A 13,276-nucleotide genomic window follows, 5' to 3' on the forward strand; every position below is an offset into this window, starting at 1 on the left:
CGCGCCTGCTTCCTAGAATCGCCTCAGATGCCGGCCTGGTCCGCATTGCCCCGGGACCCCGGCCCTGCCCGACAAATATAAGGGAGACCGCGCGGAAATGTCCGATACCGTCGATTACATCGTGGTGGGCGCCGGCTCGGCCGGATGCGTGATGGCCAACCGGCTGAGCGCGGACGGCGCGCATTCCGTCTGCCTGCTGGAGGCGGGCCCGAAGGACACCTATCCCTGGATACACATCCCCATCGGCTACGGCAAGACGATGTTCCACAAGGTGGTGAACTGGGGCTACTACACGGACCCCGACCCCAACATGCTGGACCGCCGCATCTACTGGCCGCGCGGGCGCACGCTGGGCGGGTCCAGCTCCATCAACGGCCTGATCTACATCCGCGGCCAGCGCGGCGACTACGACGCCTGGGCGGCCGCCGGCAACCCCGGCTGGGGCTGGGACGACTGCCTGCCCTACTTCCGCAAGCTGGAAAACAATGATCTGGGCCCCGGCCCCACCCGCGGCACGCAAGGTCCGCTCAACGCGACGTCCATCAAGGCGCCGCACCCGCTGGTGGAAGCGCTGATCGCCGCCGCCGGCAAGCTGGGCGTGCCGCCTGTGCGCGACTTCAACACGGGCGACCAGGAAGGCGTGGGCTACTACCAACTCACCACCCGCAACGGCCGCCGCTGCTCGACCGCCGTGGCCTATCTGCGCCCCGCGCAGGACCGCCCCAACCTGCGCGTGGAGACCGACGCGCACGCCATGGCCGTGTTGTTCGAGGGCAGCCGCGCCTGCGGCGTGCGCTACCGGAAGGACGGCCAGGTCCGCACGCTGCGCGCGCGGCGCGAGGTGGTGCTGTGCGCGGGCGCGCTGCAGTCGCCGCAGCTGCTGCAGCTGTCGGGCGTCGGCCCGGCCGCGCTGCTGCGCGAGTTCGGCATCGGCGTCGTGCGCGACCTGCCCGGCGTCGGCGAAAACCTGCAGGACCACCTGCAGATCCGCCTGATCTACGAGACCACCCGGCCCATCACCACCAACGACCAGCTGCGCACCCTGGCCGGGCGGATGCGGATGGGGCTGCAATGGCTGCTGCTGCGCAGCGGTCCGCTGGCCGTGGGCATCAACCAGGGCGGCCTGTTCTGCCGGGTCGATCCGGCCAGCGCCACGCCCGACACGCAGTTCCATTTCGCCACCCTGTCGGCCGATATGGCGGGCGGCAAGGTGCACCCGTTCTCCGGCTGCACCTACTCGGTCTGCCAGCTGCGGCCGAGCTCGCGCGGGCGCGTGCGGCTGCGCAGCGCGGATCCCTTCGAGGCGCCGTCGATGCAGCCGAACTACCTGTCCACCGACCTGGACCGCCGCATGGCCGTGGCCGCGGTCAAGTATGCGCGCCGGGTCGCCGCGACCGAACCGCTGGCCGGCCTGATGAAGCGCGAGTTCCGGCCCGGTCCGGACGTGCGCACGGACGACGAGATCCTGCACTTCTGCCGCGAGTACGGCGCCACCATCTTCCATCCGTCGGGCACCGCCAGGATGGGACCGCGCGGCGACCCCATGGCGGTCGTGGACGAGCGCCTGCGCGTGCATGGCGTGTCGGGCCTGCGGGTGGTGGACTGCTCGATCATGCCCACGCTCGTATCCGGCAACACCAACGCGCCGGTCGTCATGCTGGCCGAGCGCGCGGCCGATTTCATGCTGCAGGACATCAGGCAGGCGCGCGCGCAGACGGTGCGCACGCCGGCCCGGATGGAGATGACCGACCCTGGATAACCCGTAGCGAATCGCGGAAAGACCCGGCTCGACGCAACGCAGATTGCCCGGCCGCCCCACCAAAGGAGACTAGACATGGCCAAGCAAAACGAAGCCGCGGTGCGCAAAGTCGTCACCGCATCGCTCATCGGCGCCACCATCGAGTGGTACGACTTTTTCCTGTATGGCGTCGTCGCAGGCATCGTATTCAACAAGCTGTACTTCCCCACCGGCGACCCGCTGGTCTCCACCATGCTGGCGTACACCACCTTCGCGGTGGGCTTCGTGACCCGGCCCCTGGGCGGGCTGATCTTCGGCCACTTCGGCGACCGCATCGGCAGGAAAAGCATGCTGGTGATGACGCTGATGATCATGGGCGTGGCCACCTTCCTGATCGGCCTGGTGCCCACCTACGCAAGCATCGGCATCTGGGCGCCCATCCTGCTGCTTCTGCTGCGCGTGTTCCAGGGCATCGGCCTGGGCGGCGAATGGGGCGGCGCGGTGCTCATGGCGTACGAATACGCGCCGCCCGAGAAGAAAGGCTTCTACGCGTCGCTGCCGCAGATCGGGCTGGCCATCGGGCTGTGCCTGGCGTCGGGCACGGTGGCGCTGCTGTCCACCCTGCTGACCGACGAGCAGTTCATGGCCTGGGGCTGGCGCGTCGCGTTCCTGGCGTCGGCCGCCATGGTGGCGGTGGGCATGTACATCCGCCTGAACACCAAGGAAACCCCCGAGTTCACGGCGGTCAAGGCGCAGAACGCCGAAAGCCGCATTCCCTTCATGGACATGATTCGGCGCTATCCCGGCAATGTCGTAAAGGGCATGGGCGCGCGCTACATCGACGGCGTGTTCTTCAACGTGTTCGGCGTGTTTTCGATCTCGTTCCTGACCCAGTCGGTGCAGATCACGCGGACCGAGGCGCTGATCGGGGTGATGGCCGCGGCCCTGGTGATGTGCTTTTTCATCCCGTTCTTCGGTCGGCTGTCCGACCGCATCGGCCGCACCCGCGTCTACTTCTGGGGCTCGCTGATCACCGCCGCCGCCTCCTTCCCCGGGTTCTGGATGATGATCAACAGCGGCGGCAACGTCATGCTGATCTGGCTGGCGATCATCATCCCCTTCGGCATCCTCTACGCCGCGGTGTACGGACCCGAGGCCGCCCTGTTCTGCGAACTCTTCGACGCCAAGGTGCGCTACACCGGCATCTCGTTCGTCTACCAGTTCTCGGGCATCTTCGCGTCGGGCATCACGCCCATCATCGCGACCGCCCTGCTCAAGACGGGCGGAGGACAGCCGTGGCTGATCTGCCTGTACGTGATGTTCGCGGGCGTGGTGTCGGCCTTCTGCGCCTGGCTGATCGGACGCGGCAGGCAGCCGGCCGAGCTGGACGGCGCGCCCCAATCGGCGATGCCCAGCCCGGGACTGCGCAAAGCCTGACGCGTCAATCCAGCGCGGCGCGCGGGGGCTGCCCTGCAGGCCAGCCGCCGCCCAGCGCCTTGAACAGCGTCGCCAGCGCCGCCTGGCGCTGGGCGCTGACGTCGATGTAGGCGATCTGGTCCGTGTAGGCGCTGCGCTGCGCGTCCAGGTAGCGCAGGTGGCTGTCCACGCCGCCGCGATAGCGCGCCTCGGACAGGCGCATGGCCTCCTGGCTGGACTGCGCCAGCGCGCGGCGCGAAGCCTCTTCGCGGCGCAGCGTGTCGGTGGCCGCCAGCGCGTCCGACACTTCCTTGAACGCGGTCTGGATCGTTTTTTCGTACTGCGCCACGGCGATGTCCTTGCGCACCGTCGCCAGGTCCAGATTGGCGACGTTGCGGCCGCCGGCAAAGATCGGCAGCGTGATCTGGGGCGTGAACGACCAGGCGCGCTGGCCGGCGTCGAACAGGCCGGACAGGTCCGCGCTGGAGGTGCCGAACAGGCCGGTCAGCGAAATGCTGGGAAAGAACGCCGCCCGCGCCGCGCCGATGCTGGCGTTGCGCGACTGCAGCTGGTGTTCGGCGGCCAGGATGTCCGGCCGGTTCTCCAGCAGTTCCGACGGCGCGCCCGCCGCGATCTCCTGCACCAGCATGGGCGCCTCGGCCGTGCGCGGAGGCAGGTAGGGCGACAGGTCGCTGATGCCCACCAGCAGCCCCAGCGCGTTGCCAGCCTGGCGAACCTCGCGGTCCATGCGTTCAAGCTCGGCGCGCGACTGTTCGGTCAGGCCCAGCGCCTCCTGGTAGTCCAGCGCGGTCGCCGTGCCCGCCTGCCGGCGCTTGACGATCAGTTCCAGCGAGGCCTCGCGGCTGGACAGCGTCTGGCGCGTGACCTCCAGGCGGCGCTGCGCGCTGTCGCGGGCCAGATAGGCCTGGATCACCTCGGCGACCAGGCTGATCTGCGCGCCGCGCGCCGTGGCCTCGGTCGCCAGGTATTCCTGCAGCGCCGCGTCCGACAGGCTGCGCACGCGGCCGAACAGGTCGATCTCGAACGCGGTCAGGCCCAGGCCCGCCTGGTAGCTGCTTTGCACGCCGGCCGCGCCGGTGCTGTTCAGGTCCGCCGGCACTCGCTGGCGCGTGCCCGTGCCCTGCGCGTTGATGCCGGGCAGCTGGTCCGCGCGCTGGATGCGGTATTGCGCGCGCGCCGCCTCGATGTTCAGCAGCGACTGGCGCAGGTCGCGGTTGTTCGCCTGCGCCAGCTCCACCAACTTGCGCAAGGCGTCGTCGGTGACGAACGATTGCCAGTCCAGCGTCGCCGCGGCGGACGGCCGGGAACCGGTCGGGGCCTGGCTCCAGTGCTCGCCCACGGGGGATGCCGGCCGTTCATAGACCGGCGCCATCGAGCATCCGGCCAGGGCCGTCGCCAGGACCAGCGCGGAAATCCGCAAGGGAAAGAAAGTCTGCATCATGCGATTACTCCTGCACCGTGCGCGGCGTGGCGGCGGCGGACGAGGACTTGCCTCGCTTGCGCCGCACCAGCGACAGCACCCACACGAAGAAGATGGGAACAAAGATCACGCCCAGCAGCGTGGCGGTCAGCATGCCGCCGATCACGCCCACGCCCAGCGCGCGCTGGCTGGCCGCGCCCGCCCCCGTCGCCAGCGCCAGCGGCACCACGCCCAGGATGAAAGCCAGCGAGGTCATCACGATCGGGCGGAAGCGCAGCTTGGCGGCCTGGATGGCGGCGTCGGCCAGCGTATGCCCCTGCTCGCGCAGGCTCTTGGCGAACTCCACGATCAGGATCGCGTTCTTGGCCGCCAGGCCGATGATGGTGATCAGGCCCACCTTGAAATACACGTCGTTGGACATGCCCAGCAGCGTCACCGCCAGCACCGAGCCCAGCGCGCCGATCGGCACGATCAGCATCACGGACGCGGGGATCGCCCAGCTTTCGTACAGCGCGACCATCAGCAGGAACACCACCAGGAAGGCCAGCGCGAACAGCATGGGGGCCTGCGCGCCGGCGAACTTCTCCTGGTAGGACAGTCCGGTCCACTCGTAGCCGATGCCGTCCGGGAGGCCGGCCACGATGCGCTCGATCTCCGCCATCGCTTCGCCGGTGCTGTGCCCCGGCATCGCGTCGCCGGCGATCTTGAACGCGGGATAGCCGTTGTAACGCGAGATCTGCACCGGCCCGTTCTCCCAGTCCGTCTTCACGAACGCGCTCAGCGGCACCATCCCGCCCGACTTGTTCGGCACGTTCAGCTGCAGGATGCTTTCCGGCGTCATGCGGTCGCGCACGTCGGCCTGCACCACCACGCGCTGCAGGCGCCCGGCGTTGGCGAAGTCGTTGACCGTCGCCGAGCCGTAGGCCGACGAGATCGCCGTGCTGATCACGTCAAAGCCCACGCCCAGCGCCTCGGCCTTCTGGCGGTCGATGTCCAGCCGCAGCTGCGGCGCGTCCGCCAGGCCTTCCATCATGGCGTAGGCGATCACGGGCGAGCCGTTGGCCTGGGCCAGCAGCTGGTCGCGCGCCTCGGTCAGCGCCGCGCGGCCCAGGCCGCCGCGGTCCTGCAACCGCAGCGCGAAACCGCCCGAATTGCCCAGCCCGTCGATGGGGGGCGGGTTGACGGCCATGATGGCGCCGTCGTCGATCACCGCGAACCGCTCGTTCACGCTGTTGGCCACGTCGCCGGCCGACTGGCCCTTGCCGCGCTCGGACCAGTCCTTGAGCGTCGGGAAGGCGATGCCTGCATTCTGGCCGGTGCCCGAAAAGCTGAAGCCCATCACCGTGAAGGCATCGCCCATGGCGTCCAGCGACATCAGGTGCTGTTCGACGTCGGCCACGACCTTGTCGGTGCGCAGGTGCGTCGCGCCCGGGGGCAGTTGCACGTCGACAATGACGTAGCCCTGGTCTTCCGGCGGCACGAAGGATTCCGGCACGCGCACATACAGCACGCCCAGCACCGCGACAATGGCCACGTAGATCACCATGTAGCGGCCGGTGCGCTTGACCAGCCGCGAGTTCAGCGCCTCGAAGCGTCCGGTCAGCCGGTTGAACACGCGGTTGAACCAGCCAAAGAAGCCCTTCTTTTCTTCGTGGTGGCCGTTGGGGATGGGCTTGAGGAAGGTGGCGCACAGCGCCGGGGTGAAGGTCAGCGCCAGGAAGCCCGAGAACAGGATCGACACCGCCAGCGACAGCGAGAACTGCTGGTAGATCACGCCGACGGACCCGCTCATGAACGCCAGCGGCAGGAACACCGCCGACAGCACCAGCGTGATGCCCACGATGGCGCCGGACACCTGCTCCATCGCCTTGACCGTGGCCTCGCGCGGCGACAGGCCCTCTTCGGCCATGATGCGCTCGACGTTCTCGACCACGACGATGGCGTCGTCCACCAGGATGCCGATGGCCAGCACCATGCCGAACATCGTCATCATGTTCACCGAGAAACCCAGCACCGACATCACCGCGAAAGTGCCCAATAGGCACACCGGCACCACGATGGTCGGGATCAGGGTGTAGCGGAAGTTCTGCAGGAACAGGAACATCACCAGGAAGACCAGCACCATGGCTTCCAGCAGCGTGTGCACCACCTTCGTGATCGCAACGCTGACGAACTTGGACGTGTCGAACGGCACCGAATACGCCATGTCCTCCGGGAACGAGGTCGACAGTTCCTGCAGCCGCGCCTTCACGGCCTTGACCGTGTCGATCGCATTGGCCCCCGGCGCCAGCTGCACCGCCGCGCCCACGGACTTCCTGCCGTTCAGGCGGGTTTCGAAGTCATAGCTCTGGCGGCCCACTTCCAGCCGCGCGACGTCGGCCAGGCGCACCAATGAGCCGTCCGCGTTGGCGCGCAGCACGATCCGGCCGAATTCCTCGGGATTGTCCAGCGTGCCCTTGACGGCCAGCGTGGCGGTCAGCTCCTGTTCGGGCGAACCCGGGCGGCTGCCGAAGCTGCCGGCCGGCACCTGCACGTTCTGCGCGGCGATGGCCGCGTTGACGTCGGCCACCGACAGGCCCAGGCCCAGCAGCTTCTGCGGGTCGATCCAGACGCGCATCGCGGCTTCGGCGCCGAAGAACTGCACCTTGCCGACGCCGTTCACCCGGCGGATCTCGTTATTGATGTGGCGCGCGGCGTAGTCGGACAGGCCCACCACGTCCTTGTGCGCGTCTTCGCCCTTGTAGGTCAGGGCGTAGATCATCAGGAAGTTGGAGCTGGCCTGCTCGACCTGCAGACCCTGCTGCGTGACGGCCGTGGGCAGGCGCGCCTCGGCCTTCTTGATGCGGTTCTGCACGTCCACCTGCGCCAGGTCGGGATCCGTGCCCGGCTGGAACGTGACCGTGATTTCGGCGCTGCCGCTGGAGCTGCTGGACGACTCGTAGTACAGCATGTTCTTGGCGCCGTTCAGCTCTTCTTCGATGACGCTGGTCACCGAATCGACCAGCACCGTCGCGGACGCGCCCGGATAGGTGGCGGCGATCGTCACCTGCGGCGGCGCCACCACCGGGAACTGCGACACGGGCAGCGACGGAATCGCCAGCAGGCCGGCGAGCGAGATGAAGATGGCCACCACCCAGGCGAAATTGGGGCGGCCAATGAAAAACTTGGACATGGTCTAGGGCCTGTTGAAAATAGGCGCGCGCGGCATCAGGGCTGCGCCGGGGCGGCTTCGCCGGCCGAAGCCAGCTTCGGTTGGGACACGGGCGTCACGCTGACCTTCTGGCCCGGCACGGCCGCGTTGACCCCGCCCACGATGACCCGGTCGCCGGGCGCCAGGCCCTCGGTGATGTGCCAGTCGCTTCCGCGCATGGCGCCCGTCCGCACGGCGCGCGATTCCACTACGTCGTCCGGGCCGGCCAGCATCACCTGCGGCTTGCCGTCGGTGCTGCGCGTGACGGCGCGCTGCGGCACGAGGATCGCCGCGGGGTCCACGCCCTGCTGCGTGCGCACGCGCACGTACATGCCGGGCAGCAGCAGCACGTCCGGATTGGCGAACTCGCCGCGCAGCGCCACCTGGCCGGTGGTCCGGTCCACCGCGATGTCCGAGAACAGCAGCCGGCCGTCGCGCTTCTGGTCGGTGCCGTCGATGGTGATGGAGATGCGCGCGCCCTCGCCCGCACCCAGGCTGCCGTCCTGCATGGCGGCGCGCATGCGCAGCATGTCGCCCACCGGCTGGTTGAAGTCCACGTAGACGGGATCCAGCTGCTGGATCGTCGCCATCTCCGTGGCCTCGTTCTGGCCCACGAGCGCACCTTCGGTCACCTGCGCGCGGCCGATGCGGCCGGAGATCGGCGCCTTGACGGTGGCGTAGTCCAGGTTCAGCTGGGCGGTCTCGACGTCGGCCTGGGCCGAGCGGCGCGCGGCCTGCGCGCTCTTGAGCGTGGTGGTGGCGGTATCGAAATCCTGCTGGCTGACGGCCTCGATCTTGACCAGGGGCGCGTAGCGCCGCACCACCGCCTGCGCGTCGGCTACCGCGGCGTCGGCCTTGGCCAGTTCGCCCTGCGCGCGCGACAGCGCGGCCTTGAACGGCGCCGGGTCGATGCGGAACAGCACGTCGCCCGCTTTCACGTCGGCGCCTTCCTCGAATTCGCGGCTGAGCACGATGCCCGCCACGCGGGCGCGCACTTGCGCCACGCGCATGGGTTCGACCCGGCCCGGCAGCTCGCTGGACAGCGCGAAGCGCTGCGGCTGCACGGCCAGCACCTGGACGGGCCGCGGCCCCGCCGCCTGCGGCGGCGCGTCGTTGGCGCCCCCGCAACCGGCCAAGAGGATCGCCGTCGCCAACACCGCCAGGGGCAGCCGCCATTCTTTGTTCAACACCATTTCCTACCCCCGCCCGCGGCGACTTGAATTCAATAAGTCGCCGATGCTACCTTAGAGATCGTTTTGAATCAATATTGATTCATTAGAATTCATAATTCGCAAATTTGGAACAAACGGGGCGTTTACATACCGCTTCGGATAGGGTTTGTGCAAACTGAATCCGCCGTGATCCAATACCGGCCAGAGGAAACCAACAGATGACAGGGGCAGGCGATGTCTGAAGAGACAGGGCACGAGCGGCTATTGGTCGCTCTGGCATTGGCGATGGTCGACCAGCCGCGGGCGACCCTGCAGGAACTGGCCAAGGCCGTCGGCGTCAGCAAGGCGACGCTGTACCGGTTTTGCAAGACGCGCGACCAGCTGGTACTGCGCCTGATGACGCATTGCGCCCAGGTCATGAAGCAGGCGCTGGCGGATTCGCACCTGGATTCCGCGCCGCCGCGCACCGCCCTGCGCAGCCTGATCGAACAGCATCTGGCGCACAAGGAACTGACGGCGTTCCTGATCTACAACTGGAAGCCCGACACCGAACTGGAACCCGACATCATGAACAGCTGGTCGGGCTACCAGGAAACGCTGGACGCGTTCTTCCTGCGCGGGCAGCGCGAGGGCGTCTTCCGCGTCGACATCACCGCGGCCGCCCTCAGCGAACTATTGATTGCCGTCATCACCAGCATGGTCGACGCCGAGCGGCGCGGACGCATCGCCCGGATGGGCATTGCCCAGGTGGCCGAGCAGATGATGCTGCACGGCATCGCGGCGGACCCGGCTGGCGGACCGGGCGCGCGCGCCGCGGGCTGAGACGCGCAGGCCCGCGACGCCCGGGACCATTGCGGCCCCTTCCCCGCGCGTCAGGCGGACACGACCGGGCGTCCGTAGAACGGGTAGTTCGGGTCGTTGTAGCCGTGGGCCGAGGCATGGCCCGGCGTGACCCATCCGTCCACCACCGTTTCATCCTCGGGCGTGATCTTCACGTCCAGCGCGGCGTAATAGTCGTCCATCTGGGCCAGCGTGCGCGGGCCGGCGATGACGGCGGTGATGACCGGGTTGGCCAGCACCCAGGCGGTGGCGAAGTGGCCCGGCTGCACGCCCCGCGCGGCGCTGTGCTGCACCAGCTTTTGCGCGATCTGCAGCGATTCCTCGCGGAATTCGGTGGCCAGGATGCGGCGGTCGCCGCGCCCGGCGCGGGTGTCGGCCGCGGGCGCCTGGCCCGGCAGGTACTTGCCCGTCAGCACGCCGCGCGCGATGGGGCTGTACGGCACGACGCCCAGGCCGTAGTGCTTGCAGGCCGGCAGGATCTCGACCTCGGGTCCGCGGTTCAGCATGTTGTAGTAAGGCTGGCACACGACCGGCTGGGGCACGCCCATTTTTTCGCACAGGCGCATCACTTCGGCGATGCGCCAGCCGCGGAAGTTCGACAGCCCGAAGCTGCGCAGCTTGCCCGCCCGGATCAGGTCGCCCAGCGCCCAGAGCGCTTCTTCGAGGTTTTCTTCGTGGTAGTCGCGATGCAGGTACAGGATGTCCATGAAATCCGTGCCCAGGCGCGACAGGCTTTGCTCGACGCCGCGGATCAGCCACTGGCGCGAATAGTGCGCCAGGTTCGGACCCTTGCCGACGGGATTGCCGATCTTGCTGGCCAGCACCCAGTCGTGGCGCTGCCCTTGCAGCAGCTTGCCCACCACTTCTTCGGAGCGGCCTTCGTTGTAGACGTCCGCGGTGTCGATGAAATTCAGGCCATGGTCGCGCGCGGACGCGACGATGCGCGCGGCCTCGTCGTCGGGCGTCTGCTCTCCGAACATCATGGTGCCCAGGCAGAGCGGCGATACGCGGAGATTGCTGGTTCCCAGTCGGCGGTAGTTCATGGCGTGGTTCCTTTTTCGGATGAGGAGATCTGGCGTGGCCGCCCTGCATGGCGCGGCCGAACGCCACATCTTGCCCGAAAAATCCTGACACGCCGCAAAACCCGGGCGGCGCGCCGGGGTTTGCGTCTGTTAAGCCGCGCCGGCGTCCACCGCCGACAGGATCTTGCCGAACAGTTCGTCCGCGTGTGCGGAATTGAGCCAGCGCACGATCACGACCATCTTGCGTTCCGGCTCGACCCAGGTGAACGAGCTGCCCGCCCCGACGCCAAAGAAGCTGGACGCCGGCACGCTCGGAAACACGCGGCCTTCGTGGTTCAGCCAGATCAGGTAGCCGTAGTACGGCGCGATGGCGCACGGCGTGCGCATGGCCTGCAGCCACTCGCGCGACAGGATCTGGCGGCCATTGGCCTGGCCGTCGTTCAGCAGCATCTGGCCGATCAGGGCCTGGTCGCGGGCGCTGATGGACATGCCGCCGCCCCAGTGCGAGCCGCCCGGCACGGACGGCATGCGCTGGCCGTCGATGTCGACCCAGGCGTCGTCGTAGCCCACCCACTGCCAGTCCTCGCTTGCGCCGATGGGCCGCGTGACGGCCTCGCGGAAGACCTCGGGCAGCGGCTTGCGAAACAGGTGCAGAAGCGCATAGGAAAGCTGGTTGATCCGCACGTCGTTGTATTCCCAATACGTGCCGGGTTCCTGCAAGGGCCGCGCGTCACCCTTCTTGCCGTCGGGCGGAACGCCGAAGGTCACGGCGCGGTAGCGGTCCGCCTGGTCCGAGACGCCGAAGCGCTCGCCTTCCCATTCGCTGGTCTGCTGCAGCAGATGGCGCCAGGTGATGGACGCGTTGCGGCCCTCGTCGAAGCCGATGCCCGGCACGCGCTTGCCGACGGGTTCGTCCACGTCCGGCAATAGGCCGCGATCGTGCGCCACGCCGGCCAGGATGGCCAGGTACAGCTTGGCGACGCTGAAGGTCAGGTCGGCGCGCGCGGGTTCGCCCCACTCTGCCACCGTCTTGCCGTCCACCACGACCACGCCGGACACCGGCCCGCGGTCATGGATGGGACCCAGCAGGCGGTTCCAGGGAGGCGGATCGTTCAGATGCACGCCGAAATTGCCCTTGACGCTGCGGTCCCAGGTGGATTCGTGGTCGTTGGCGAACTGGATCGCCTGCTGCATGAGCGTATTCATTGTTTCCCTCGTGGTTGTGCGTCAGCCCGCCGCGCCTTCCGGCGTGCGGGTCAGGTATTCCATGGCGGCCTGCAGCCCGCCCGGGCGATGGGGGACGCCGGCCGCGGCCAGGCCCATCTCTACCCCGGCCAGCGTGCCGCACAGCGTCAGGTCGTTGAAATGGCCCAGATGGCCGATGCGGAAGATGCGGTCGGTGAGCTTGCCCAACCCCTGCCCCAGCGACATGTCGAACCGGTCCAGGATGATCTTGCGCAGCGCGTCGGCGCCATGACCTTCGGGCATCAGCACGGCCGTCAGCGCCGGGCTGTGCGCGGCCGGATTCAGGCTCAGCAGTTCCAGGCCCCAGGCGGCCACCGCAAGCCGCGTGGCGCGGGCGTGGCGTTCGTGGCGGGCGTAGACCCGCGGCAGTCCCTCGGCCTGCAGCATCGCCAGCGCCTCATGCAGGCCATAAAGCAGATTGGTCGACGGCGTGTAGGGGAAATAGCCCTTGGCGTTGGGCCCCAGCATCTCGCGCCAGTCCCAGTACGAACGCGGCAGGCGCGCCGTCTCGGCCGCCGCCAGCGCGCGCGCGCCGACCGCATTGAACGACAGGCCCGGCGGCAGCATCAGGCCTTTCTGCGACCCGGCCACCGTCACGTCCACGCCCCATTCGTCGTGGCGGTAGTCGATGGAGCCCAACGATGAAATCGTGTCGACCATCAGCAGCGCGGGATGCCCCGCCCGGTCGATGGCGGCGCGCACGGCGGCGATGTCGCTGGTGACGCCGGTGGACGTTTCGTTGTGCACCACGCACACGGCCTTGATGCGGCGCTGCGCGTCGTCGGCCAGGCGCGCGCCGATCAGCGCGGCGTCGACCGGATGGCGCCAGTCGCCTTCGATGTAGTCCACCTCGAGTCCCAGGCGCCCGGCCAGCTTGCGCCAGAGGCTGGCGAAATGGCCGGTTTCCACCATCAGCACGCGGTCGCCGGGCGACAGCGTGTTGACCAGCGCCGCTTCCCAGGCGCCGGTGCCCGACGCCGGATAGATCACCACGGGCGATTCCGTTCCGAAAACCTGCCGGATGCCCGCCAGCACCGACAGGCCAAGCTCGCCGAATTCCGGCCCGCGGTGGTCGATGGTGGGCTGGTCGATGGCGCGCAGCACCCGGTCGGGCACGTTGGTGGGTCCGGGAATCTGCAGGAAATGCCGGCCGGACGGGTGTTTGTTCAGGGTGAGCATGCGTGGCCCCAAAGTGGACAGTTTGTATACCAA

At 68.4% G+C, this 13,276-nt stretch carries 9 protein-coding genes; 3 read left to right on the forward strand and 6 right to left on the reverse strand.

Features of this window, described 5'->3' with window-relative positions:
- The first annotated feature begins 97 nt into the window (after window positions 1-97).
- Together ABE485_RS18670 and ABE485_RS18675 are read left to right on the forward strand one after the other, a co-directional pair.
- Window positions 98-1,759: a GMC family oxidoreductase gene (locus ABE485_RS18670; protein ID WP_346516760.1), complete on the forward strand. Its 1,662-nt coding sequence runs from the start codon at window positions 98-100 to the stop codon at window positions 1,757-1,759.
- A gap of 75 nt (window positions 1,760-1,834) precedes the next feature.
- Window positions 1,835-3,175 carry an MFS transporter gene (locus ABE485_RS18675; protein WP_346516761.1) on the forward strand — a complete coding sequence of 447 codons (1,341 nt, stop codon included), beginning with the start codon at window positions 1,835-1,837 and terminating at the stop codon, window positions 3,173-3,175.
- Between the two features lie 4 nt (window positions 3,176-3,179).
- Here the strand turns inward: ABE485_RS18675 and ABE485_RS18680 are convergent, their stop codons facing one another.
- Genes ABE485_RS18680 through ABE485_RS18690 form a run of 3 tightly spaced genes read right to left on the reverse strand, consistent with a single transcriptional unit; the run spans window position 3,180 to window position 8,978 of the window.
- Window positions 3,180-4,616: an efflux transporter outer membrane subunit gene (locus ABE485_RS18680; RefSeq protein ID WP_346516762.1), complete on the reverse strand. Its 1,437-nt coding sequence runs from the start codon at window positions 4,614-4,616 to the stop codon at window positions 3,180-3,182.
- Between the two features lie 4 nt (window positions 4,617-4,620).
- On the reverse strand, window positions 4,621-7,767 hold the full coding sequence (locus tag ABE485_RS18685) for an efflux RND transporter permease subunit (protein ID WP_346516763.1): 3,147 nt from the start codon (window positions 7,765-7,767) through the stop codon (window positions 4,621-4,623).
- Window positions 7,768-7,802: 35 nt separating this feature from the next.
- A complete protein-coding gene (locus ABE485_RS18690) occupies window positions 7,803-8,978 on the reverse strand; it encodes an efflux RND transporter periplasmic adaptor subunit (protein ID WP_346516764.1) in 1,176 nt (391 codons plus the stop codon).
- 213 nt (window positions 8,979-9,191) lie between these two features.
- Here ABE485_RS18690 and ABE485_RS18695 point away from each other — a divergent pair, with 213 nt between their 5' ends.
- Entirely contained in the window at window positions 9,192-9,779 is a 588-nt protein-coding gene (locus tag ABE485_RS18695) for a TetR/AcrR family transcriptional regulator (protein ID WP_346516765.1), read from the forward strand.
- A gap of 50 nt (window positions 9,780-9,829) precedes the next feature.
- On the opposite strand, the gene ABE485_RS18700 is transcribed toward ABE485_RS18695, so the two are convergent.
- The 3 genes from ABE485_RS18700 to ABE485_RS18710 all read right to left on the reverse strand — a co-directional run bounded on the left by ABE485_RS18700 (window position 9,830) and on the right by ABE485_RS18710 (window position 13,243).
- Complete coding sequence (locus ABE485_RS18700; RefSeq protein ID WP_346516766.1) at window positions 9,830-10,840, reverse strand: aldo/keto reductase; 1,011 nt, start codon at window positions 10,838-10,840, stop codon at window positions 9,830-9,832.
- Between the two features lie 129 nt (window positions 10,841-10,969).
- Window positions 10,970-12,025: a serine hydrolase domain-containing protein gene (locus tag ABE485_RS18705; protein WP_346516767.1), complete on the reverse strand. Its 1,056-nt coding sequence runs from the start codon at window positions 12,023-12,025 to the stop codon at window positions 10,970-10,972.
- Between the two features lie 21 nt (window positions 12,026-12,046).
- A complete protein-coding gene (locus tag ABE485_RS18710) occupies window positions 12,047-13,243 on the reverse strand; it encodes a pyridoxal-phosphate-dependent aminotransferase family protein (RefSeq protein WP_346516768.1) in 1,197 nt (398 codons plus the stop codon).
- Between the last annotated feature and the right edge of the window lie 33 nt (window positions 13,244-13,276).

Source organism: Achromobacter spanius, from assembly GCF_039673305.1.
In the GTDB taxonomy this organism is placed as follows: Bacteria; Pseudomonadota; Gammaproteobacteria; order Burkholderiales; family Burkholderiaceae_B; genus Achromobacter; species Achromobacter spanius_F.

Coding starts and splice junctions, on each gene's coding strand:
- ABE485_RS18710 (WP_346516768.1), bottom strand. CDS start 13,243: ATGCTCACCCTGAACAAACACCCGTCCGGCCGGCATTTCCTGCAGATT.
- ABE485_RS18690 (WP_346516764.1), bottom strand. CDS start 8,978: ATGGTGTTGAACAAAGAATGGCGGCTGCCCCTGGCGGTGTTGGCGACG.
- ABE485_RS18685 (WP_346516763.1), bottom strand. CDS start 7,767: ATGTCCAAGTTTTTCATTGGCCGCCCCAATTTCGCCTGGGTGGTGGCC.
- ABE485_RS18705 (WP_346516767.1), bottom strand. CDS start 12,025: ATGAATACGCTCATGCAGCAGGCGATCCAGTTCGCCAACGACCACGAA.
- ABE485_RS18680 (WP_346516762.1), bottom strand. CDS start 4,616: ATGATGCAGACTTTCTTTCCCTTGCGGATTTCCGCGCTGGTCCTGGCG.
- ABE485_RS18695 (WP_346516765.1), top strand. CDS start 9,192: ATGTCTGAAGAGACAGGGCACGAGCGGCTATTGGTCGCTCTGGCATTG.
- ABE485_RS18700 (WP_346516766.1), bottom strand. CDS start 10,840: ATGAACTACCGCCGACTGGGAACCAGCAATCTCCGCGTATCGCCGCTC.
- ABE485_RS18670 (WP_346516760.1), top strand. CDS start 98: ATGTCCGATACCGTCGATTACATCGTGGTGGGCGCCGGCTCGGCCGGA.
- ABE485_RS18675 (WP_346516761.1), top strand. CDS start 1,835: ATGGCCAAGCAAAACGAAGCCGCGGTGCGCAAAGTCGTCACCGCATCG.